General features: G+C 70.1%; 18 protein-coding genes. 10 read left to right on the top strand and 8 right to left on the bottom strand.

Going from position 1 to position 21,362, the window contains the following annotated elements; genetic code table 11:
• Positions 1 to 792 precede the first annotated feature (792 nt).
• Both CEK69_RS07125 and rmuC read right to left on the bottom strand, forming a co-directional pair.
• On the bottom strand, positions 793 to 1,335 hold the full coding sequence (locus CEK69_RS07125; protein ID WP_017912458.1) for a glutathione peroxidase: 543 nt from the start codon (positions 1,333 to 1,335) through the stop codon (positions 793 to 795).
• Between the two features lie 527 nt (positions 1,336 to 1,862).
• Positions 1,863 to 3,452 (bottom strand): DNA recombination protein RmuC, encoded by a 1,590-nt coding sequence (gene rmuC, locus CEK69_RS07120; RefSeq protein ID WP_152244692.1) that lies wholly within the window; start codon positions 3,450 to 3,452, stop codon positions 1,863 to 1,865.
• Positions 3,453 to 3,813: 361 nt separating this feature from the next.
• Here rmuC and CEK69_RS07115 point away from each other — a divergent pair, with 361 nt between their 5' ends.
• From CEK69_RS07115 to CEK69_RS07090, 6 genes are all read left to right on the top strand, one after another.
• Complete coding sequence (locus CEK69_RS07115; RefSeq protein ID WP_152244690.1) at positions 3,814 to 4,140, top strand: hypothetical protein; 327 nt, start codon at positions 3,814 to 3,816, stop codon at positions 4,138 to 4,140.
• Positions 4,141 to 4,266: 126 nt separating this feature from the next.
• Complete coding sequence (locus CEK69_RS07110; RefSeq protein ID WP_148827367.1) at positions 4,267 to 4,995, top strand: MgtC/SapB family protein; 729 nt, start codon at positions 4,267 to 4,269, stop codon at positions 4,993 to 4,995.
• 42 nt (positions 4,996 to 5,037) lie between these two features.
• A complete protein-coding gene (locus tag CEK69_RS07105; RefSeq protein WP_152244688.1) occupies positions 5,038 to 6,108 on the top strand; it encodes a sensor histidine kinase in 1,071 nt (356 codons plus the stop codon).
• A complete protein-coding gene (locus CEK69_RS07100) occupies positions 6,105 to 6,722 on the top strand; it encodes a response regulator (RefSeq protein WP_017912890.1) in 618 nt (205 codons plus the stop codon). The genes CEK69_RS07105 and CEK69_RS07100 overlap by 4 nt, the downstream gene beginning before the upstream one ends.
• A gap of 285 nt (positions 6,723 to 7,007) precedes the next feature.
• Entirely contained in the window at positions 7,008 to 8,453 is a 1,446-nt protein-coding gene (locus tag CEK69_RS07095) for an amino acid permease (protein WP_152237227.1), read from the top strand.
• Positions 8,450 to 9,175 (top strand): DUF6882 domain-containing protein, encoded by a 726-nt coding sequence (locus tag CEK69_RS07090; protein WP_152244686.1) that lies wholly within the window; start codon positions 8,450 to 8,452, stop codon positions 9,173 to 9,175. Before CEK69_RS07095 ends, CEK69_RS07090 begins: the two co-directional genes overlap by 4 nt.
• 45 nt (positions 9,176 to 9,220) lie before the next feature.
• Here CEK69_RS07090 and CEK69_RS07085 read toward each other — a convergent pair whose 3' ends face one another.
• The 3 genes from CEK69_RS07085 to CEK69_RS07075 all read right to left on the bottom strand — a co-directional run bounded on the left by CEK69_RS07085 (position 9,221) and on the right by CEK69_RS07075 (position 13,029).
• Positions 9,221 to 9,622 carry a DUF2628 domain-containing protein gene (locus CEK69_RS07085; RefSeq protein WP_017909243.1) on the bottom strand — a complete coding sequence of 134 codons (402 nt, stop codon included), beginning with the start codon at positions 9,620 to 9,622 and terminating at the stop codon, positions 9,221 to 9,223.
• A gap of 980 nt (positions 9,623 to 10,602) precedes the next feature.
• Complete coding sequence (locus CEK69_RS07080) at positions 10,603 to 11,760, bottom strand: glycerate kinase (protein WP_152244684.1); 1,158 nt, start codon at positions 11,758 to 11,760, stop codon at positions 10,603 to 10,605.
• 87 nt (positions 11,761 to 11,847) lie between these two features.
• Positions 11,848 to 13,029 (bottom strand): class I SAM-dependent rRNA methyltransferase, encoded by a 1,182-nt coding sequence (locus CEK69_RS07075; RefSeq protein ID WP_152244682.1) that lies wholly within the window; start codon positions 13,027 to 13,029, stop codon positions 11,848 to 11,850.
• A gap of 258 nt (positions 13,030 to 13,287) precedes the next feature.
• Between CEK69_RS07075 and CEK69_RS07070 the strand changes: the two genes are divergently transcribed.
• From CEK69_RS07070 to CEK69_RS07060, 3 genes are all read left to right on the top strand, one after another.
• A complete protein-coding gene (locus CEK69_RS07070) occupies positions 13,288 to 14,241 on the top strand; it encodes a TerC family protein (RefSeq protein WP_017913055.1) in 954 nt (317 codons plus the stop codon).
• Positions 14,242 to 14,343: 102 nt separating this feature from the next.
• Entirely contained in the window at positions 14,344 to 15,129 is a 786-nt protein-coding gene (locus tag CEK69_RS07065; protein ID WP_152244680.1) for a rhomboid family intramembrane serine protease, read from the top strand.
• 198 nt (positions 15,130 to 15,327) lie between these two features.
• Positions 15,328 to 16,164, top strand: coding sequence for a phosphatase PAP2 family protein (locus tag CEK69_RS07060; protein ID WP_152244678.1), 837 nt, complete (start codon positions 15,328 to 15,330; stop codon positions 16,162 to 16,164).
• Positions 16,165 to 16,216: 52 nt separating this feature from the next.
• On the opposite strand, the gene CEK69_RS07055 is transcribed toward CEK69_RS07060, so the two are convergent.
• The 3 genes from CEK69_RS07055 to CEK69_RS07045 are packed head-to-tail and all read right to left on the bottom strand — an operon-like array spanning position 16,217 to position 20,007.
• Positions 16,217 to 18,385 carry a methyl-accepting chemotaxis protein gene (locus CEK69_RS07055; RefSeq protein ID WP_152244676.1) on the bottom strand — a complete coding sequence of 723 codons (2,169 nt, stop codon included), beginning with the start codon at positions 18,383 to 18,385 and terminating at the stop codon, positions 16,217 to 16,219.
• Between the two features lie 19 nt (positions 18,386 to 18,404).
• On the bottom strand, positions 18,405 to 18,827 hold the full coding sequence (locus CEK69_RS07050; RefSeq protein WP_152180925.1) for a phosphate ABC transporter substrate-binding protein: 423 nt from the start codon (positions 18,825 to 18,827) through the stop codon (positions 18,405 to 18,407).
• Positions 18,828 to 18,837: 10 nt separating this feature from the next.
• Complete coding sequence (locus CEK69_RS07045; RefSeq protein ID WP_017908406.1) at positions 18,838 to 20,007, bottom strand: hypothetical protein; 1,170 nt, start codon at positions 20,005 to 20,007, stop codon at positions 18,838 to 18,840.
• A gap of 280 nt (positions 20,008 to 20,287) precedes the next feature.
• On the opposite strand from CEK69_RS07045, the gene CEK69_RS07040 reads away from it, so the two are divergent.
• Entirely contained in the window at positions 20,288 to 21,301 is a 1,014-nt protein-coding gene (locus tag CEK69_RS07040; RefSeq protein ID WP_152244674.1) for a TIGR00266 family protein, read from the top strand.
• Positions 21,302 to 21,362 lie beyond the last annotated feature (61 nt).

The following is a 21,362-nucleotide window of genomic DNA, read 5'->3' as shown; positions in this document are numbered from 1 at the left end:
TCCTGCTCCCGCTGTTGCTTGTGCTGTTGCTGTGCTTTTGATCTACCGGGTCCCCTCGGCGCGGCAGACACGACGGGCGAATACCCGAAGGGCGACGCGCAGGATGCGCGTCGTTTTCCGCCGGCACATGGATGTGCCGTCGGAAAATGCCCGACGTGGCTGCGAACCTGGAGCGCGTTAGCGCGGAAGGCGCGCTGCGGGGTGTGCTTTCTTTTGGTTACTTTTCTTTGCACAAGCAAAGAAAAGTGACCCGCGCCAGGCGAAAGCCTTTGCTGTTGCTTTCAAGCTTCCAAACGAAGCAACCACATCAACGACAACAGCAGAAGCAAAGCTTTCGCCCTTGCGGGCGAGTTACTTTTCTTTGCTCGCGCAAAGAAAAGGTAACCAAAAGAAAGCGCGCCCTGCCTCGCGCCCTCCGCGCTGCGCGCTCCGGGTCCGCGTCCATCACGGGGATCCGCGGAAGGGGCATCCTGCCCCTGCCGCGGACGGCGTACATCCATGTACGCCGCCCTTCGGGTATTTCCCCGCGATGGCCGCCGCTTCGGAAGGGAACCCGGTAGATCAAAAGCCAGAGCAACAGCCAAAACCAAGTCAAGAGCAACGGCAAAGGCAAAGGCAAAGGCAAAGGCAACAGTTTCGATGCTGCACGCCTTGCGTAGGAGCGGTTCAGCCGCAACAAGCGACGCCGGCCAACGAGGACATCGATCACCTCTCCGGCTCGTTCACCAACTACCTAGACGCCGCAACACACCTTCAGCTCGTCCAAGCACAGCCAGATGGCGCCGCGCGCCGTTACGCCAGCGCCGCGTCGATCGCCGCGCGCAGGCGCGGATCCTCGGCGGTGACATCCGGGGCGAAGCGCGCGCGGACCTGGCCGTCCCGGCCGACCAGGAACTTCTCGAAATTCCACAGCACGCCCGGCGCCGGATTCGGTTCGATGCCGTAGCCGGCCAGCTTCTCGCGCATCGGGCCCTCGCCCTCGGTCTGCGGCTGCGCGGCGATCAGCGCGCGGTACAGCGGATGCGTGTCCTCGCCGGTGACCGCGATCTTGGAGAACATCGGGAAGGTCACGTCGTAGGTGAGCTGGCAGAACTGCTGGATCTCCGCCTCGCTGCCCGGCTCCTGGCCCTTGAAATCGTTGGCCGGGAAGCCCAGCACTTCCAGCCCCGCAGCCTGCTTCTCGCGGTACAGCGCTTCCAGGCCCGCGTACTGCGCAGTGAGGCCACACTTGGAAGCGACGTTGACGATCAGCAACACCTTGCCCTCGAACGCGGCGAGGGTGGCCGGCTGGCCATCGATGCGGGTCAGCGGAATGGCGGTCAGCGACTCGGACATGGGGCATTACCTCGATCGAAAGGGAGCGCCAGCATAGTCGCTGCCGGCGCAGCATGCGCAGTGCCGTGACCGCGTGACTCAGCGCACCGACAGCTAGCCTGTGCAGGCTCGTAACACCCGCTTTTGCTGCGGATCATGTGATCCCGCAGGAGCGGCTTCAGCCGCGACGGCCGCGTCCGCAAAACCTGCTCGCGACTGCCGCAGAAGGAACAAGAGCCGCCGCTACACATGTGCCTCTCGTCGTGATCGGCAGCGCGCGTATCGGCCAGCGGGCGAGCAGGCGAGCGGCCTGGAGACGACAACGCATCCGCGATGTCGAATCGCATCGACACTGCAGGCAAGACCAGGACAGCCGCATGCTGCGCCATCTGTACAGCGCGCGCGTACGAAGCGGCCGCGCTGGCCCGTCCAGGTCGCGGCGCTGCATCCAACATGGCGCGTGCCGGTCGCATGCCATCCCGCGCCAACACAACCGCCACGACCAGTCATTCCACCTCGACACCCCGGCCGCCTTGCAACGCAAGCCCTCATTCCCGGTCGTCGCCTGCCGCCTCGTCCGCTTCGGCATCGTCCAGCGGCAGCGACAGTTCCAGCAGTGGCGCGGCCTGCGCATCGGCCAGGGTCTCGACGCCGCGCAGGCGGCGTTCGATAGTGCGGGTCTTGCGGCTGGCCTCGCCCAGGCTCTTGCCGACGGTGCTGATCTGCTTCTCGGCCTTTTCCAGGATGCCGGCGAACTTGCCGAACTCGCTCTTCACCGCCGCCAGCACACCCCACACTTCGCTGGAGCGCTTTTCGATGGCGAGGGTGCGGAAGCCCATCTGCAGGCTGTTGAGCAGGGCGGTGATCGTGGTCGGGCCGGCGACGACGATGCGATGCTCGCGCTGCAACAGATCGGCCAGGCCGGGGCGGCGCAGGGTCTCGGCGTACAGGCCCTCGGTGGGCAGGAACATCACCGCGAAGTCGGTGGTGTGCGGCGGGGCGATGTACTTGTCGCCGATCGACTTGGCCTGCACCCGGATCGCGCGCTCCAGCTGCACGCCCATCGCCTGCACCAGTTCCGGATCGCCCTGCTCCTGCGCGTCGAGCAGGCGCTCGTAGTCCTCGCGCGGGAACTTGGCGTCGATCGGCAGCCACACCGGCGTGTCCTCGTGGCCGCGGCCGGGCAGGCGCACCGCGAAATCGACCATCTCGTTGCGCTCCGGGCGCACCCGCACGCCGCGCGCGTACTGCTCCTGGGTCAGGGTCTGCTCGAGGATGTTCTCCAGCTGCACCTCGCCCCAGCCGCCGCGGTTCTTGACGTTGCTCAGCACGCGCTTGAGGTCGCCGACGCCGGTGGCGAGCTGCTGCATCTCGCCCAGGCCGCGCTGGACCTGCTCGAGCCGTTCGGAGACCAGCTTGAACGAGGCGTCCAGGCGCGTGTTGAGGGTGGTCTGCAGCTTCTCGTCGACGGTGCCGCGCATCTGCTCGAGCTTGGCCGCGTTGTCGGCCTGCAGTTCCTTCAACCGCTCCTCCAGGGTGGCGCGCATCTCGCCCATCCGCTGCTCGTTGCGCTGGACCAGGTCGCCCAGGCGCTGGCCGAGCGTGTCGGCGAAGCGCTGCTGCACGTCGGCGCCTTCCTGGCGGCCCTTGCGCGCGTCCTCGATCAGGGCCTCGCGCAACGCGCCCAGCTGCGCGTCGATGCGCGCGATCAGCTCGGCCTGCTGCTGGCCGAACTGGGCCATGCGTGCGTCCTGCTGCTGGCCGAAGGCGTCGAGCTGGCCGCGGATTTCGACCAGGCGCTGGCTCAGCAGCTCGGCCATGCGCTGTTGCGCGGCGCCGGCCTCGGCCCGGCCGCGCCGCGCGTCCTCGGTCAGCGCCTCGCGCAGCAGGTCCAGGCGCTGATCGGTGCGGGTGGAAAGATCGGCCAGGTGGCGGGCGAAGCCTTCGCTGCGTGCGTCCTGCTGGCGGGCCAGGCTGTCGAGCTGCTCGCGCAGTTCGCCGCGGCCGCTGCGCTGCTCCTCGCGCAAAGCCGCCTCCAGCGCGGTGTGGTTGCCCCGCCGCAGCAACACGGCCAGCAACAGGGCGATGACGGCACACAACAGGCCGGCGAGGATCAGGAAATGGGCATCGTTCTGCATGCGGCCAGTGTAGCCGGCCGCGTCTCAATCGCTGCGCCACGCGCCTGCACGCGGAGGAGAGCGGATATACCTTGGTATCGCCGCCATGGCCTCATGCAGGCTGGTGCACACCTGGGCCGCATGCCAAGCTTTGCGCCACCCGCTCCTGGCCCGGCCAGTGGGCGGTACCGCGGCATCCGACCGCGCGATCCGTTCCCCTGATACCGGAGGCGAGCATGGACCCCGATCCGCATCGACGCGGCATCAGCGCCGCATTCCCCCGCCGTTCCCCTCGCCTGGTCGCTGCCCGGCGCTGAGCCGGAAGACGCACGCCGCGCACACGCTGCGACGTCCTCCGGCCACGCGCCGCAAGGAGGTCGTCATGTTCCTGTTCTCGCTGTTCTCCCGCCGGTTCCGCCTGCAGCGCGGCCTGCAGCGCGCGCTGCGCGCCGCGGTCGCCATGCGCCGTACCGAGGCGCTGCGCCATCTGCTCGCCACCCACGGCGCCCGCGCCTTCGCCCTGGCGCTGTCCGCGCAGTCGCCGCGGGTGATGGCCGATGCGCTGTCGCTGCTGTCCGTCGCCGACCGTATCCGCGTCCGCGCGCGCTTGCCGCATGCGGCGCAGCGGCGCCTGCACGACGCCGGGGCGAACGCCCCGGCCGCGCACTGGCTGCATGCCGCGCTGGCGTGGTGGCCCGGGGTACGCTGAGCCGCATCTGTCCGTCGCCACGATGCGCGCTGCCATCTCGCCGCGGCATCATCGGCCCCCGTCCCTGCCCACTCCCTTCCCCGGAGCCGCCATGCTCGCTCCCCCCACCTACCGGAACGCGCCCTGATGGAAGCACTGCGTCTGTTCAATCTCGGCTCGCTGCTCGACACCCTGGTCAGCCTCACCGCCGCCTTCGTGCTCGGCGCGATCATCGGCTTCGAACGCCAGGTGCGCCAGCGCACCGCTGGGCTGCGCACCAACACCCTGGTCGCGGTCGGCGCGGCGATCTTCGTCTCGCTCGGCGACCGCCTGTTCGAGATCCACGGCGGCACCCAGGGTGCGGTGCAGGTGGTGGCCTACGTGGTCTCGGGCATCGGCTTCCTCGGCGCCGGCGCGATCATGAAGGAAGGCGCCAACGTCACCGGGCTCAACACCGCGGCGACACTATGGGGGTCGGGTGCGGTCGGCGCCTGCGCCGGTGCCGGGCTGGTCGCCGAGGCGGTGCTGGCGGCCATGTTCGTGCTGCTCAGCAATACCCTGCTGCGGCCGATGGTGAACCGGATCAACCGGCATCCGCTGAAGGAATCCTCGCTGGAAGCCACCTACATGTTCTATGCGATCTGCGCGCGCGAGGTGCACGGCGAGGTGCGCGAGCGGCTGATCGAACTGCTGGAGGAGGCGCACTACCCGGCGCGCGAGGTCGAGCAGCATCCGTTCGGGCAGAAGGACGTGGAGATCGCCGCCACCCTGTACGCCACCGCGGTGCGTGCCGAGGAACTGGATGCGGTGGTGCAGCGCCTGGAGGGCGAACCCGGTGTACAACAGGCGTTCTGGAACGCCGGCGCCGAAGCCTGAGCCAGTCATGCCCATCCCCGTCACTCGCACGCCACACCGCCGATGATCGCCTGGTTCAAGCCGCTGCCGCCGCATCGCCGCCTGCTCGGCCTGGCCGCGCTGGGCCTGGCGCTGGGTGCGATCTTCGTCGCCGACACGGTCACCGACTACGCAGTGGCGGCGGCGCTGTTCTACACCGTGGCGATCCTCGGCGCGGTGCGCTTGCTGGCCCCGGCCGGGCTGGGCGTGCTGGCGGGCATCTGCGTGGTGCTGGTCGTGCTCAGCTTCCATCTCACCCACGCCGGCGCCTACCACGTCGGCGTGATCAACTCGGCGATCAGCATCGTGGTGGTGGCGGTCACCGCCTCCATCGCGGTGCGCATGGAGCGGGCCAAGGCCGCCGCGCACGCGGCGCAGGCGCAGTTGCTGCGGCTGGCGAGGGTGCGCAGCCTGGGCAGCCTGACCGCCTCGATCGCGCACGAGGTCAACCAGCCGCTGGCGGCCATCGTCACCAGCGGCAACGCCTGCCAGCGCTGGCTCGACCAGCAGCCGCCGAACCTGGACAAGGCGCGCGCGGCGCTGGCGCGCATCCTCGCCGACGCCGAGCGTGCCGGCGAGGTGATCGCGCGGGTGCGCAGCCTGACCCGGGGCGAGGCGCCGCAGCAGCGCGCCTTCGACCTCAATGCCGCGGTGGCCGAGGTACTGGCGCTGTCGCAGGGCGAACTGGAACGCAGCGCGGTCAGCGTGCACACCGAACTGTCGGCGCTGCTGCCGCCGGTGTCGGCCGATCCGGTGCAGATCCAGCAGGTGATCGGCAACCTGCTGCTCAACGCGATCGAGGCGATGGCCGCCACGCCGCCAGCGCAGCGTGCGCTGCGCATCGTCACCGAGCGCGAGGACGCGCGTTCGGTGCGGCTGAGCGTGGCCGACAGCGGCGAAGGCCTGTCCGCGCAGGCGCAGGCGCATCTGTTCGATGCGTTTTGGACCACCAAGCAGGGCGGCATCGGCATCGGCCTGAGCATCAGCCGCAGCATCGTCGAGGCCGGCGGCGGGCGCATCTGGGCCGAACCCGGGCGGCCGCGCGGCGCGGTGTTCTGCGTGTGCCTGCCCACCGCCGGCGGAGTCACGCCATGAATGACGCGACCGCACGCCCGGTGGTGTACCTGATCGACGACGACGCCTCGATCCGCGCCGCGCTGGAAGACCTGTTCGCCTCGGTGGACCTGCAGGTGCACGCCTTCGCCTCGACCCGCGACTTCCTGGCGCATCCGCGCGCCGACGCGCCGAGCTGCCTGGTGCTGGACATCCGCATGCCCGGGCAGAGCGGCATGGACTTCCACCGCAACATGCACGAGGCCGGGCTGGCGCTGCCGACCATCTTCATCACCGGCCACGGCGACATCCCGATGAGCGTGGAAGCGATGAAGAACGGCGCGATCGAGTTCCTGACCAAGCCGTTCCGCGACCAGGACCTGCTCGACGCGATCGGCCAGGGCATCGCCCGCGACCGCGCGCGCCGCGCCGCCGATGCGGCGCAGGCGGAACTGCAGGCGCGCTGGGCGCGGCTCAGCGCCGGCGAACGCGAGGTGGTGGAGCTGGTGGTGCAGGGCCTGTTGAACAAGCAGGTGGCGGCGCGGCTGCAGCTCAGCGAGATCACGGTGAAGGTGCGCCGCGGCAATGCGATGCGCAAGCTGGAGGTCGGCTCGCTGGCCGAGCTGGTGCGGCTGGCGGAGCGGCTGGGGCGGTAGGTCAGTTGCGAGAACCCACGATTGCCGGGCGCGGCGGAACAGTTCCTGACGCACCGGTATTCCGCAGCAGCGGCTTCTGCCGCGACGGGCTTCATCGGGAAAGCCCGTCGCGGCTGACGCCGCTTCTACGAGACAGAGAGCGAGCGGTCTCCGCTCGATAAGGCCGGACTTGCGTTTCGCATCGACCTCCACAAGCGCCGTGCCATACCGCGCCGCAGGCGTAGCTTTGCTGCACCGCATTCGGCGACACTGCCGGGCTTGTCACTTCCGCACCCCGAGGCCCGCATGTCGTTCCTGTTCCGGCGCAAGTCGCTCGACCTGGTCACCGTCCACGAGGCCGGCCGCCGGCTGGTGCCCTCGCTGAGCTGGCCGCATCTGGTGGCGCTGGGCATCGGCGCGATCGTCGGCACCGGCATCTACACCCTGATCGGCGTCGGCGCGCAACTGGCCGGGCCGGCGGTGCTGGTGTCGTTCGCGGTGGCCGGGGCGATCTGCGCCTGCGCGGCGCTGGCCTATGCGGAGATGGCGACGATGATGCCGGCCGCCGGCAGCGCCTACACCTACAGCTACGTCGCGCTGGGCGAAGCGATCGCCTGGGTGGTGGGCTGGAGCCTGATCCTGGAGTACTCGCTAGTGGTCAGCACGGTGGCGGTGGGCTGGTCCGGCTACTTCGTCGGCTTCCTGCACTGGGCCAGTGCGCAGACCGGCATGGACCTGAACCTGCCGGCGGCGCTGACCGCGGGGCCGCATGCCGGCGGCATCGTCAACCTGCCGGCGGTGCTGATCACCTTCGCCGTGGCCGGCCTGCTGATGGCCGGCACCAAGGAGAGCGCCACGCTCAACGCGGTGCTGGTGGTGCTGAAGCTGATCGCCCTGGGCATCTTCGTGGCGGTGGCGCTGCCGGCGTTCCAGAGCGCCAACCTGCACCCGTTCATGCCCTACGGTTTCCCCAAGACGGTCGGCGCCGACGGCGTCGCGCACGGGGTCATGGCGGCGGCGGCGATCATCTTCTTCGCCTTCTACGGCTTCGATGCGATCTCCACCGCCGCCGAGGAAACCAAGAACCCCAAGCGCGACCTGGCGATCGGCATCGTCGGTTCGATGATCGGCTGCACCCTGATCTACATCCTGGTGGCGCTGGCCGCGGTCGGCGCGATGCGCTACGACGTGTTCGGCGCCAGCGCCGAGCCGCTGGCGCTGATCCTGCGCGAACTCGGCCACGGCAAGGCGGCGGCGGCGATCGGCGTGGTCGCGGTGATCGCGCTGCCCACCGTGCTGCTGGCGTTCCTGTACGGACAGAGCCGGATCTTCTTCGTGATGTCGCGCGACGGCCTGCTGCCGCGTGGGCTGTCCAAGGTCAACGCGCGTACCGGCACCCCGGTGGCGACCACCCTGTTCACCGCGGTGCTGGTGGCGGCGCTGGCCGGCGTGGCGCGGCTGGACGAGATCGCCGCGCTGGCCAACGCCGGCACCCTGGCCGCCTTCATCGCCGTGGCCGCCTGCATGCTGGTCCTGCGACGCCGCGAACCTGGCCGTGCCCGCACCTTCCGCACGCCGCTGGCGTGGCTGGTCGGGCCGCTGGCGATCGGTGGCTGCCTGTACCTGTTCTGGAGCCTGCCGGATACCACGAAGATCTGGTTCGGGTTGTGGAACGCGCTGGGCGTGGTCGCCTACCTGCTGTACGGCCGCCGCAACAGCCTGCTGCAGCGCGCGCCGCAGACGCCGCGATGAGCCCGGCGTTCCAGGCAGCGCTGGCACGGCACATCGGCAGCGCCTACGCCCGGCAGTTGGCGCTGGCGGACGTGCTGGACGGACGCGATTGGCGCGTGGACCTGGGCGCGGGCCGGGTGTACTTCGGCGAGGACCTGCAGTTCCCGATTCAATTGCTGGGCACCGCCGCAGAAGCCAGCGCCAGCTGGCTGTGGGCCTGGGCCAACACCGCCAGCAACCTGCCACCGGCCCTGCTGGCCAATGCCAATGCGCTACGTGCGCACGGCGAGCACGAAGGTATCGCCGAACTGGCCGCGCCGTCTTCGGCGCTGGGCGAGGACGGCGGCCACCAGATCGCCCTGCTCGCCGGTGCCCTGCGCGGGCGCTGCTACTACCGCGCGCCGTACGACGGCGGCGCGCTGTTCTTCCTGCTGGAGGACGTACCGGCCGCGGTCTTCGCGCCGTGCGACGACGCCCGCGTGCTGCGCCTGCTCGGCGAATTGCCGATGCAGTTCGAACTCGACCACCGGGCCATGACCGACGGCTTCCTGGCCGATCAGGGCTATGCCCTGCAGCGCGACGCCGCGCAGAGCGTGGCGACGCGCGGCAACACCCGCATCGTCCTGGCATTCGATGCGCAGGCGCGGCTGACCGGCATTCAGGGCCAGCTGGCCCCGGCGCAGGCCGCGGCGGTCACGCCGAAGCCGGCACCGGCCTGGCAGTTCTGGAAGCGCAAGCGTTGAGCGCGGCGGCGGCGTGTCGCACCTGCGCGCCGCCGTGCCCGACGCTTACCACCAACGCAGGCCTTCGAACGGGTTCCAGCTGACGCTGCCCTTGCGCTGGTCCAGGTAGTAGGCGTAGTTGGCGGCCATGCCGACCAGCAGCGAGTAGGCGATGCCCAGGCCGCGGCCGATCGCCTCGGGTAGGAACGCCGCGACCACAGCCAGCGCCAGCCAGATGCCGATCAGCCCCAGCGCCTTGCGCCACATGCCGAGGATGAAGAAGTAGATGAAGCCGAAGAACAGGGCGAAGAAGTTCATGTTGATCTTCAACCGTTCCATGAACGGCAGTGCCTTGAACGCGGCCTTGTACTCGGGCGTGGACGGGGCGCCGTAACGGTCGAAGAAGTCGAAGCGGAACTGCCACTTCGGGCTGAGCGGCGCACGTTGCGGGAGATTGGGGGTTTCCATGGCGTTAGAATCCGTGTTGTAAACGTTTTCAGTTTACCTGAACGGGGCAGCGCGCGCCAAATGGGCGCGGCTGCCGCACCAGTTTGGTGCGGTCCCTGGGGAGTTGGGATTGGGGATTCGGGATTGGTCGCAGCGGGCGGGCGCCGACGTCAGGCCTGGCTTGGGGACGGGCTTCCCTGCCAGCATTGCGGCAGCCGACAGTCACCGAGTCGGGACTGAAGTCCCTCCCACAGGGCTTGCCTGCGCGTGGCGCATCCGCTGGCGACATGCCCACGTGTGGGAGCGGCTTCAGCCGCGACGCGCGGGGCAGCCGCCTCGCGGGGTCCTGCGGTGGCCACCGGTCATCGGGTCCGGACTGAAATCCCTCCCACAAGGCTTGCCTGCGCGTGGCGCATCCGCTGGCGACATGCCCACGTGTGGGAGCGGCTTCAGCCGCGACGCGCGGGGCAGCGGCCTCGCGGGGCCCTGCGGTAACCACCGGTCATCGGGTCCGGACTGAAATCCCTCCCACAAGGCTTGCCTGCACGTGGCGCATCCGCTGGCGACATGCCCACAGTGGGAGCGGCTTCAGCCGCGACGCGCGGGGCAACGGCCTCGCGGGGTCCTGCGGTAACCACCGGTCATCGGGTCCGGACTGAAATCCCTCCCACAGGGCTTGCCTGCACGTGGCGCATCCGCTGGCAGCATTTCCACATGTGGGAGCGGCTTCAGCCGCGACGCGCGGGGCAGCCGCCTCGCGGGGCCCTGCGGTAACCACCGGTCATCGGGTCCGGACTGAAATCCCACCCACAAGGCTTGCCTGCGTGTGGCGCATCCGCTGGCGACATACCCACGTGTGGGAGCGGCTTCAGCCGCGACGCGCGGGGCAACGGCCTCGCGGGGTCCTGCGGCAATCACCGGTCACCGCGTCGGGACTGAAGTCCCTCCCACACGGGATTCCCAACGCCGCGGCTGCAGCGCGCCGCCAAAGCCGAGCGCCGCTATTGCGCCCGGGAGCCGCCGAGGCGCTGGCCCAGGGCGATCGCCGCGGCCACGTTGCGCGCGGCCTGGCGCAGGGCGTCGGCGGCGTCGGCCAGCGCGGCCTCGCGCGTGGACACGCGTTGCACCGCGCCGAACAGCGCGTCGATCCCCTGCGCCTGCAGATCCGCCGCGCCCTCGCCCAGGCCGCCGGCGATGGCCAGCACCGGCACACCGTGGCGTCGGGCGATGCGGGCGAGGCCGACCGGCACCTTGCCCTGCGCGCTCTGCCCGTCCAGGCGGCCTTCGCCGGTGACCAGCAGATCGGCGCCGGCCAGGTGCGCTTCCAGCCCCAGCGCCTGCGCGACGATCTCCACGCCCGGCCGCAGCCGCGCGCCGAGGAAGGCGACCAGGGCCGCGCCGATGCCGCCGCCCGCGCCCGCACCGGGCAGCGACGCCACCGCCACGCCCAGGGTGCGTTCGATCGCCTCGGCGTAGTGCTGCAACCCGGCATCGAGCTGCGCGACCATCGCCGGCGTGGCGCCCTTCTGCGGCCCGAACACCGCCGAGGCGCCGCTCGGCCCGGTCAGCGGGTTGTCGACATCGCAGGCGACCTCGATCGTGCAGTCGCGCAGTCGCGGGTCCAGCCCGTCCAGGTCGATGCGCGCCAGCGCGCCCAGCGCCGCGCCGCCGGCAGCCAGGTCGCGGCCGTGCGCGTCCAGCAGGCGCACGCCCAGGGCCTGCGCCATGCCGGCGCCGCCGTCGTTGCTGGCGCTGCCGCCGATGCCGATCAGCAGCCGGCGCGCACCGGCATCCAGCGCGGCCAGGATCAGTTCGCCGACGCCGCGGGTGCCGGTCAGGCATGGATCGCGCTGTTGCGGCGGCACCAGCATCAGCCCGCTGGCCGCGGCCATCTCGATCAGGGCGGTGCCGCCGTCCTCGCTCAGGCCGAACTGCGCGGCGACCGGCGCGCCCAGCGGCCCGGTCACCGTGCAGGCGACCCGGCGCCCACCGCCAGCGGCGACCAGCGCGTCCACCGTGCCCTCGCCGCCGTCGGCGAACGGCAGCAGCACGTACTGCGCCTCCGGGAACACGCTGCGGAAGCCGGCCGCGATCTGCGCGGCCGCCTCCGCCGCGGACAGGCTTTCCTTGAACGCGTCCGGGGCGATGACGATCTTCATGCAGCGGCGGCGTCGATCGCCGGCCGGCGCACCCGGATCAGGCCGTCACGCACGCATCGCCGCTTGGCCTTGCGCATGCGCGGCGCGCTAGTCCAGCACCCGGCAGAACACCGCCTTGAGGTAGCGCGATTCCTGCACGTGGGCCATGAATGGGTGGTCGGCGCCGGCGCCGGCCACCTTCAGGATCTGGATGGTACGGCCGGAGAAATAGGCGGCGCGGCGCAGCATGTCCAGGAACTCGTGCTCGGCGACCAGGCCGGTGCAGGAGAAGGTGGCGAACAGGCCGCCCGGAGCGACCACGCCCAGCGCCAGCTTGTTCATGTCCAGATACTTCTTCAGCGCCGGGATCACCTGGTCGCGGTCGCGGGTCATCTTGGCCGGGTCCAGGATCACCACGTCGTACTGGTCGCCGCGGGCGGCGGCATCGCGCAGGTACGGGAAGATGTCGGCCTGCACGAACTTGGGCCGCACGTCGTTGAGGCGGGCGTTGCCCTTGGCGATCTCGATCACGTCCTCGTCGATGTCCACGCCGACCACCTCGGTGGCGCCGCGGACCTTGGCGTAGACCGCGAAGCCGCCGGTGTTGCAGCACAGGTCGAGCACGCGCTTGCCCTCCACCTGCTGGCTCAGCCACTGCCGGTTCTCGCGCTGGTCGGCGAAGAAGCCGGTCTTGTGCGCGCCGGCCGGATCGGCGCGGAAGCGCACGCCGTATTCGCTGATGATCGCCGGCTCCGGGCGCTCGCCGCTGCTGGACACCGGCCGGTAGTCGAAGCTCTCCTGCTTCTGCACGTGCTCCTCGGCGAAGCTGTAGAAGCGCGCGCCGGGGAACTGCGCGCGCAGCGCGGCGTAGATCCACTCGCGGTGGCGGAACATGCCGGCGCTGAAGAACTCCACCACCAGCAGGTCGCCGTAGCGGTCCACCACCAGGCCGGACAAGCCGTCGCCCTCGGCATGCACCACGCGCCAGGCATCGCTGACCGCGTCCAGCTTAAGCACGTCACGGCGCAGCGACACCGCCTCGGCGATCTTGCGCGCGAACCACGATTCGTCGACGGCGATGTCGGGATGGGTCTCGAGGATGCGCACGGCGATGCGCGAGTGGCCGTTGTAGAAGCCACGGCCGATCCAGTCGCCGTCCACCCCGACCACGTCCACCAGCGCGCCCGGCTTGGGCTTGGCGGCGGGTTTTTCGACCAGTTTCTGGAAGATCCAAGGATGGCTGGAGCGCCAGGCGTTCTTGAGGCGGACTACGGGCAGGGGACTATTCATGAACGCCATTGTAGCCGCCCCGATTGACGGCACCGCCGGCAGCCGCAAGAATGCCCGCAGAAGGGGAGTAGCTCCCGACGTTGTCGCCGTCAATTCGAGCCCGCGGGCTCCGGTGCAACGGCAACCGGTCCGCCGGTTGCGAGCGAGACCTTCGCCGCAGTGGCGAAGGCACCCTCTGGACGACATCCGTCGTCTCCGTCCGGAACGCCTCCGCCAACGCGGCCCCGAGGTTCCCTGTTCACTGACGGAAAATTCCCAATGGAAACGATAGGCAACGTGTGGTTGTGGAGCGGTTTCGCGATCGTGGTGGTCGTGGCGCTGCTGGCGGACCTGGTGCTGATGCGCCACGGCGGTCCGCACAAGGTCACCTTCAAGGAAGCGCTGTGGTGGAGCATCGGCTGGATCGCGCTGGCGCTGGCGTTCAACGCCGGCCTGTGGTGGTACCTGCGCGAGACCATCGACGTGGCCACCGGCAACCGCCTGGGGCTTGAGTTCCTGACCGGCTACCTGGTCGAGAAGTCGCTGGCGGTCGACAACATCTTCGTGTTCCTGATGATCATGAGCTACTTCGCGGTGCCGGAGGAGCAGCGCCAGCGCGTGCTGGTGATCGGCGTGCTCGGCGCGATCGTGCTGCGCGCGGTGATGATCTTCGCCGGCTCGGTGCTGCTGACCAAGTTCCACTGGCTGCTGTACGTGTTCGGCGCATTCCTGCTGCTGACCGGCATCAAGATGTGGTTCTCGGCGGGCAAGGAGCCGGACCTGGAGGCCAACCCGGTGCTGCGCTTCATGCGCAAGCATCTGCGCCTGACCCCGCAGTACCACGGCAACGCGCTGAGCGTGACCCAGGAAGGCAAGCGCTGGTTCACCCCGCTGTTCGCGGTGCTGATGCTGATCGCGATCACCGACGTGATCTTCGCGGTGGACAGCATCCCGGCGATCTTCGCGATCACCACCGACCCGTTCATCGTGCTGACCTCCAACGTGTTCGCGGTGCTGGGCCTGCGCGCGATGTTCTTCCTGCTGGCGGGCATGGCCGACCGCTTCCACCTGCTGCCCTACGGCCTGGCGATCGTGCTGGTGTTCATCGGCACCAAGATGCTGATCATCGACCTGTACAAGATCCCGGTACTGGTGTCGCTGCTGGCGGTGGCGGTGGTGATCGGCGCCACCGTGGTGCTGAGCCTGCTGCGCCCGGCCAAGCCGGCGCACTGACCCGGCGCGGGCGCCGCGGCCGCGGATTGTCCCGCGGCCGCGGCCAGTCCCTCCCATCGGCGGCGCCTTGCCTTGGACGCCCGGCGCCGCCATCCAGGGAGCATGGACACCTCTTCGCTCCCCTCACCCACGCCCGAACCCGATGCGCAGGGCCGCTTCGACCGCGCGCGGATCCTGCGCGCGTTCAATGCCATCCTGGCCTTCGTGGCGGTGCTGGTGGCGGTGTTCGCCAGCCAGGGCCTGTTCGACTGGCGGCCCTGGGCGGTCGCACCGCACACGGCCGCCGGCCTGCTCGGCGTGCTCACCGCGCCGCTGCTGCACGGCTCGCTGGAGCATCTGGGGGCCAATGCCGGCGCCCTGCTGATCCTGGGCACCCTGGCCGGCAGCGTGTATCCGCGCGCCACCCTGGCCGGGCTGCCCTTGCTGTGGCTGGGCTCGGGCCTGGGCGCCTGGTGGCTCGGCGATCCCGGCAGCCATCACCTGGGCGCCAGCGGCGTCGCCCACGGCCTGCTGTTCCTGGTGTTCGTGCTGGCCTTGCTGCGCCGCGACCGCGCCGCGATCGCCGCCAGCATGATCGCCTTCCTGTTCTACGGCGGCATGCTGGTGACGGTGCTGCCGCACGAGGACGGGGTGTCCTGGCAATCGCATCTCGGCGGCGCCGTGGGTGGCGTGGTCGCCGCGCTGCTGCTGCGCCATCGCGATCCGCTGCCGCCGCGCAAGCGCTACAGCTGGGAGGACGAGGAGGACACCGACGAGATCCTCGCCGCCGACGACGAACTGGAACCGCCGCCGCCGACCCAGGTGCCGGTGCTGTGGCAGCCACCGCCGGCGCCGCCGCGCGGGGTCGTGCTGCGCTTCCCGCCGCGCGAGGAGCGTGACGGGGGCTGAGGCGGGAACGGTGCTTCCAGAAATACGCAAACCTGCTTCCGGAGGAGCGGCTTCAGCCGCGACGGGCCTTCCCGGTCACGCCCGTCGCGGCTGAAGCCGCTCCTCTCCGCAGTCGCGCGCCACGGCATGCCGCCTCGGGCGCCCCGTCGCTGCATCGCACCGTACACTGACCGATCCGCCGTCGCTGTCCGAGTCCGCATGCCCGTGTCGCCCGCCTGTCGTGTCCGCTCCGCCGCCGCCGTGCTGGCGCTCGCCCTGGCCGCCTGCAGCGGTCCCGCGCTGCGTGCACCGGCGCCTGCGCCTGCGCCGGCCAAGGCGGTGGGCTATCTGCCGGCCGCGGCGGTGCCGGACAGCCTGCAGCTGCTGCCGGCGCCGCCGGCGGCCGACTCGCCCGGCGACGCGCTGGACCTGGGAGTCAACCGCGAGGCGCTGGCCCTGCGCGGCAGCGCGCGCTGGCAGCAGGCCGCGCGCGATGCCGACCTGAGCTTCCCGAACGGCGCCGGCCAGTTCGCCTGCGCGCTGGGCGTGGCGATCAATGCGCAGCACACCCCGCATCTGTACACCTTGCTGGAGCGCAGCCGCATCGACGCCAGTGCCGCCACCAAGGCGGCCAAGCGCCGGTACCAGCGCGCGCGGCCGTTCCTGCGCAACGCGCAGGCGGTGTGCACCCCGGGCGATCTCGACGACCTGCGCCATAGCGGCTCCTATCCCTCAGGACACAGCGCCATCGGCTGGGCCTGGGCGCTGATCCTGAGCGAGATCGCGCCCGAGCGCGCCACTGCGCTGATCGCGCGCGGCCGCAACTACGGCGAGAGCCGGCTGGTGTGCAACGTGCATTGGCAGAGCGACGTGCTCGCCGGCCGCTTCATGGGCGCGGCTACGGTGGCGCGGCTGCACGACGACCCGACCTTCAGCGCCGATCTGGCCGCGGCGCGCGGCGAGATCGCCGCCGCCCGGGCGACCGGGCGGATGCCGGCAGGCGACTGCGCCGCGGAGAACGCGGTTCTGCAGGTGCGCCCGGCCAGCGCGCTGTAAGGCGACCGCCGCGCGCGGCCACACGACGGCCACGCGCACGGCGGCCGACACCTCACGCGTCGAGCGCGTCCTCCACCGCCACGGCCGGCGACGACGCCGCGGTGTCTTCCGCAAGCCGCGACACCTGCGCCGGTCTGGCTGCGGGCGCCGGCGCGGCCAGGCGGAACAGCGCGACCGACTGGCTCAGTTGCCCGGCCTCCTCTTCCATGGCGCGCGCAGAGGCCGTGGCTTCTTCGACCAGCGCCGCGTTCTGCTGGGTGGCCAGGTCCATCTGCGCCACGGTGGTGTTGACCTGTTCGATGCCGGCCGACTGCTCGCGCGAGGCCGCCGAGATCTCGCCCATGATGTCGGTGACACGCTGCACCGAGGCCACGATCTCCTGCATGGTGGTGCCGGCCTGGCCGACCAGGGCCGAGCCATCGGCCACGCGCTCCACCGACTCGTCGATCAGGCCCTTGATCTCCTTGGCCGCATTGGCCGAGCGCTGGGCCAGCGTCCGCACCTCGCTGGCGACGACCGCGAAGCCGCGGCCCTGTTCGCCGGCACGCGCGGCTTCCACCGCGGCGTTGAGCGCGAGGATGTTGGTCTGGAAGGCGATGCCGTCGATCACGCCGATGATGTCGCCGATGCGCCGCGACGAGGACGCGATGCCCTCCATCGTGCTCACCACCTGGCCGACCACGTTGCCGCCCTGCACGGCGACCGCGGCAGCGCCGGCGGCCAGGCGGTTGGCCTGCTGCGCGTACTCGGCGTTCTGCTTGACGGTGGAGGTCAGCTCTTCCATCGACGCGGCGGTTTCTTCCAGGCTTGCCGCCTGCTGCTCGGTGCGCCGCGACAGGTCGTCGTTACCGGCGGCGATCTCGGCGGCGGCCGCATCGATCGCGGCCGACGAGTGCTGGATGCGGCCGACGATCTCGGTCAGACGCGCGACGGTGGCATTGGCGTCGTCGCGCATCCGCGCGAACACGCCTTCGAACTCGCCGTGCATGCGCCCGGTCAGGTCGCCGCTGGCCACCGCCTGCAGCAGCGAGGAAAGCGCGTTGAGGTTGCGGTCGGCCGTGCTCATCAGCTGGTTGAGGTCGACCAGGATCTGCCGGAAGTCGAAGTCGAAGGCGGCCTCGTCGCTGCGCGCGGTGAAGTCGCCGGCGGCCGCCGCCGCGGCCATCCGCTTGATTTCGCCATTGATCCGCAGCAGGTTGCGGCGCACGTCGTTGAGCGACTGGGTGATGACCGCGCGTTCGCCCGGCAACGCTTCCAGTTCCTGCGACAGGTCGCCGCGCGCGTAGCGCTTGATCAGCTCGACCACGCGCAGGGTCACCGCGATGTGCCCCTCGACCAGCGCGTTGCCGGCCTGAACCATGCTGCCGAACTCGCCGGGGAACTCGCTGGCGACGATGCGGTGGCTGGTGACGCCGGCCTCGTGCTGCGCGCCCATCTCGGTCTGCGCCTGGATCACGCGGCGCAACTGGCGCTGCATACTGTCCATGGCGTGCAGCAACTGGCCGACCTCGTCGCCGCCGTCGATGGCGATGGGGTTGTCCAGCTTGCCCTGCGACACCGCATGCGCGGTGCGGATGGCACGCCGCAACGGACGGGTGATGGCGCGCGCGACGATCCAGCCGAAGGCGATGCAGGCCAGCGCGCCGAGCACGCCCACGATCAGGCCGCCGACGCTGGCGGCGATCGAACTGTCCACGGCGTTCTGCACGGTGGCGCGGAAGCGCGCGTCGGCGCTGTGGTGCATCGCGTTGAGATGGGTGCGGTAGCGCTCCAGCGACGGTGCCATCGCCTCCATCTGCGCCGCATCCGGTTCGCGCTGCTGCGCGAAGGCCGCGGCCACCGCCGCCGCATGCGCGTAGTACTCGTCGAACTCCTTGCCCAGCCGCGCCAGTTCCCGGGCATTGCCCGGGTCGGTCTGCTGCAGCTTCTGGTAGGACGCGTGGATCTGCGACGCGATCGGCGCGGTCGCCTTGAGCATGTCCATGTCGCCGGCCGCCGCCGCGCCGTTCAGTCCATTGATGATCTTGTCCAGCGCGGCGACGTTGCGCGTCATGGTGTCCAGCACCGGGAAGTGCACGTCGCGGATCGCCTCCAGATGCCCGTTGTTGCGCTGGAACACCACGGTGCTGAAACCGATGTAGCCCAGCAGGCACAGGATCGACACCGCCGCCGGCAGCAGGATCTTCCAGAACAACGGCAGGGAAAGCAGACGTCTCATCATGGAGGCTCTCCGGAGGCAATTAGGGCTTGAAGACGACCTTGACGCTCGCATCCTGCGTGCCGGCATCGATGTAGCCGATCGCGCCGGGCGAGGCGGCGACCGCCTTCTTGACCGCATCGTCGCCGGCCACGTGCTTGGGACGCTGCGCCTTGCCGGTGAACATCAGCTGCGACCAGTACGACTTCAGCTGCGCGGCATCGCGGCCGGTGACCTTCTTGTAGAACTCCTCGCGCGCCTTGGCGCCCTCGTCCTGGTCGATCGGCGTGGCCTGCGCGCCGCCCGGCAGGCTGTTGGACTTGGCCAGGAAGATCTGCGACACCTGGTCCTTGCTCAGGCTGTCCACCGGGCTCTTGGACGACATCACCACCACCACCTCGGCCTGCGCGGCGGTGCAGAACAGCAGAGCCAGCGCCGCAGCGCCGGCAATCTTGTAAGCATTCATGGTGTCGTCCTCAGAACACGAAATCGAAGGAGGCCGACAGCAGGTTGTAGCTGCCGCCAGGACGGAAACCCGGCTGGATGTTGCCGAGGCTGCCGTACGAGCCGGCGTTGTTGACGATGTGGCTGGCCTGGAACTTGAAGGCCACGTTCTCGTACACGTCCCAGCGCAGCGAGGCGGTGTAGCTGTGGCGGCCGTTCTCGGCGAGCGCGACGGCGCGGGTCATCAGCCCCAGCGGATCGGCGCCCGGCGCGATCACCGGTGCCTTCTTGTCGACGTTGGCGTAGGTCAGCGACGGGGTCAGCGCGCCGAAGCGCGCACCGGCGCTCACGTAGCCGGAGGTGGTCTTGCCGTTGAGCGAAGGCGAGTAGTCGGCGCGGATGACTTCGGCGCGCGCGAACCACGGACCCGGATCGTAGCTGTAGCCGGCGCTGGCGAAGCTGCCGGCGACGCCGACGGTGTCCAGGCGTTCGGCCAGAGCCGGGTTGATCCGGCGATACAGACCGAACAGGCGGTCCAGATCGTCGGTGCGGTAGTCGGCATTGCCCTTGATGTAGGCCACGCGGTAGGTGGAGGCGCCCTGGTCCAGCACCAGCGACAGGCCACGCATCGCGTGCACTTCGGCCTTCTTGGAATCGATGCGGCCGTAGAAGCCCTGCACGCTGAGCACGCTCTGGCCGACATTGCGCGTGTACACGCCTTCCACGCCGTCCATCGCCATCAGGTAGTTGTAGACCTCGTAGGGCGGACGCACCCACGGCGTGGCGTAGCCGACGCGCTGGTACTCGGACAGCATGTACAGCGGCGCGGTGATCCGGCCGACACGCACCGCGAAGTCCGGCGCGAACTGGTACTTGACGTGGGCCAGGGTGACCTTCGGCGCATACGAGGCGCGCTCGGCGTACTCGCTGGTGACCTGCAGCACGCCGCTGAACTTGTCGGTAAAGGTGGCGTTGACCTGGCCGGCGATGCGCGAGTCCGGACGCGGCGAGGTCCGCTGGCTGGCGCCGGCGCCTTCGGTGGTCTGCAGGTCCGGCGTGAAGTCGGCACGGTCCTCGGTGGAGTGCACCAGCCCCAGGGTGCCGAAGCCGCTGAAGGACAGCTCGGGGCCGTCCTGGGCCTGGACATTGCCGGCAGAGGCGAGTGCCAGCGCACCGCTCAACAGTAAAACCTTGAATTTCATTGAATTTCCCCAGTTACATGGCGGGTTGGCGATGGCCGACGATCCGATCGCATCCATCCCCGTGGATACGGCCCGTGACGGCAGTGAGCCGATAACGGCGTTCGCGCCGCGTTCTTGAGCGCTGTCATGGTTTTTACGACGAACGGTTCGCAGAACCCGTGCCGCGGTGTCTCCTGGCGGCCGGCCAGCGGTGGCAGCCGCCACCCTGCCGTTGGACAGATGTCGGCCGTCGCGGCGGCCCGCTAGACTCGCCGCCATGACCCGCCAAGGACCTGCACCCATGACCCAGTGGTACTTCCTGACCGGCAGCGAACAGACCCGCTCCGGCCCGTTCGACGATGCCGATGCAGTCGCCTTCGCCCGCAACAACCCCACGGCACTGGCCTGGAGCCAGGGCCAGAACGGCTGGTTGCCGGTGTCGCAGATCGCGGCCCTGCAGGGTGGCGCGACGTTCCTGCCGCCGGGCCTGCCGCCGCCGCCGGCCGCAGGCGGCCGCGCCGACGAGATCGACTTCCGCATCGTCGGCCACGAAATGCAGTTCGTGGAGATCGAGCTGGACCCCGGCGAGAGCGCGGTGGCCGAGGCCGGCGCCCTGATGTTCAAGGACGCGGCGGTGCAGATGGACACCGTGTTCGGCGACGGTTCCGGCGCCAACCAGGGCGGGCTGATGGGCAAGCTGCTGTCGGCCGGCAAGCGCCTGGTCACCGGCGAGAGCCTGTTCACCACGGTGTTCACCCATCAGGGCCAGGGCAAGGCCAAGGTCGCCTTCGCCGCGCCCTATCCCGGCACGGTGCTGGCGATGAAGCTGGACCAGCACGGCGGCCGTCTGATCTGCCAGAAGGACAGCTTCCTGGCCGGCGCGCGCGGGGTGTCGCTGGGGATCCATTTCCAGCGCAAGATCATGACCGGCCTGTTCGGCGGCGAAGGCTTCATCATGCAGAAGCTCGAAGGCGACGGCTGGGTGTTCGTGCATGCCGGCGGCTGCGTGATCGAACGCGAGCTGGCCGCCGGCGAGCGGCTGGACGTGGACACCGGCTGCGTGGTCGCCTTCCACGCCTCGGTGGACATGGACGTGCGCCCGGTCAGCGGCATCAAGAGCATGTTCTTCGGCGGCGAAGGCATGTTCCTGGCCACCCTCACCGGACCCGGCAAGGTCTGGCTGCAGTCGCTGCCGTTCTCGCGCCTGGCCGGACGCATGTTCGCCGCCGCGCCGCAGGGCGGCGGGCAGAACCGCGGCGAAGGCTCGGTGCTGGGCGGCTTCGGCCGCATCCTCGACGGCGACAACAACTTCTAAAGCAGCGCATTAGCCCCTCTCCCCCCGGGAGAGGGGTTGGGGTGAGGGTACGGCGCGCAGC

The sequence above is a fragment of the Xanthomonas sp. LMG 12462 genome (genome assembly GCF_009192885.1).
GTDB lineage: Bacteria > Pseudomonadota > Gammaproteobacteria > Xanthomonadales > Xanthomonadaceae > Xanthomonas_A > Xanthomonas_A sontii.
Note: the sequence above shows the minus strand (reverse complement) of the source record. Positions and strands in the feature narration are given on the sequence as shown.

Coding starts and splice junctions, on each gene's coding strand:
- CEK69_RS07125 (WP_017912458.1), bottom strand. CDS start 1,335: ATGTCCGAGTCGCTGACCGCCATTCCGCTGACCCGCATCGATGGCCAG.
- rmuC (WP_152244692.1), bottom strand. CDS start 3,452: ATGCAGAACGATGCCCATTTCCTGATCCTCGCCGGCCTGTTGTGTGCC.
- CEK69_RS07115 (WP_152244690.1), top strand. CDS start 3,814: ATGTTCCTGTTCTCGCTGTTCTCCCGCCGGTTCCGCCTGCAGCGCGGC.
- CEK69_RS07110 (WP_148827367.1), top strand. CDS start 4,267: ATGGAAGCACTGCGTCTGTTCAATCTCGGCTCGCTGCTCGACACCCTG.
- CEK69_RS07105 (WP_152244688.1), top strand. CDS start 5,038: ATGATCGCCTGGTTCAAGCCGCTGCCGCCGCATCGCCGCCTGCTCGGC.
- CEK69_RS07100 (WP_017912890.1), top strand. CDS start 6,105: ATGAATGACGCGACCGCACGCCCGGTGGTGTACCTGATCGACGACGAC.
- CEK69_RS07095 (WP_152237227.1), top strand. CDS start 7,008: ATGTCGTTCCTGTTCCGGCGCAAGTCGCTCGACCTGGTCACCGTCCAC.
- CEK69_RS07090 (WP_152244686.1), top strand. CDS start 8,450: ATGAGCCCGGCGTTCCAGGCAGCGCTGGCACGGCACATCGGCAGCGCC.
- CEK69_RS07085 (WP_017909243.1), bottom strand. CDS start 9,622: ATGGAAACCCCCAATCTCCCGCAACGTGCGCCGCTCAGCCCGAAGTGG.
- CEK69_RS07080 (WP_152244684.1), bottom strand. CDS start 11,760: ATGAAGATCGTCATCGCCCCGGACGCGTTCAAGGAAAGCCTGTCCGCG.
- CEK69_RS07075 (WP_152244682.1), bottom strand. CDS start 13,029: ATGAATAGTCCCCTGCCCGTAGTCCGCCTCAAGAACGCCTGGCGCTCC.
- CEK69_RS07070 (WP_017913055.1), top strand. CDS start 13,288: ATGGAAACGATAGGCAACGTGTGGTTGTGGAGCGGTTTCGCGATCGTG.
- CEK69_RS07065 (WP_152244680.1), top strand. CDS start 14,344: ATGGACACCTCTTCGCTCCCCTCACCCACGCCCGAACCCGATGCGCAG.
- CEK69_RS07060 (WP_152244678.1), top strand. CDS start 15,328: ATGCCCGTGTCGCCCGCCTGTCGTGTCCGCTCCGCCGCCGCCGTGCTG.
- CEK69_RS07055 (WP_152244676.1), bottom strand. CDS start 18,385: ATGATGAGACGTCTGCTTTCCCTGCCGTTGTTCTGGAAGATCCTGCTG.
- CEK69_RS07050 (WP_152180925.1), bottom strand. CDS start 18,827: ATGAATGCTTACAAGATTGCCGGCGCTGCGGCGCTGGCTCTGCTGTTC.
- CEK69_RS07045 (WP_017908406.1), bottom strand. CDS start 20,007: ATGAAATTCAAGGTTTTACTGTTGAGCGGTGCGCTGGCACTCGCCTCT.
- CEK69_RS07040 (WP_152244674.1), top strand. CDS start 20,288: ATGACCCAGTGGTACTTCCTGACCGGCAGCGAACAGACCCGCTCCGGC.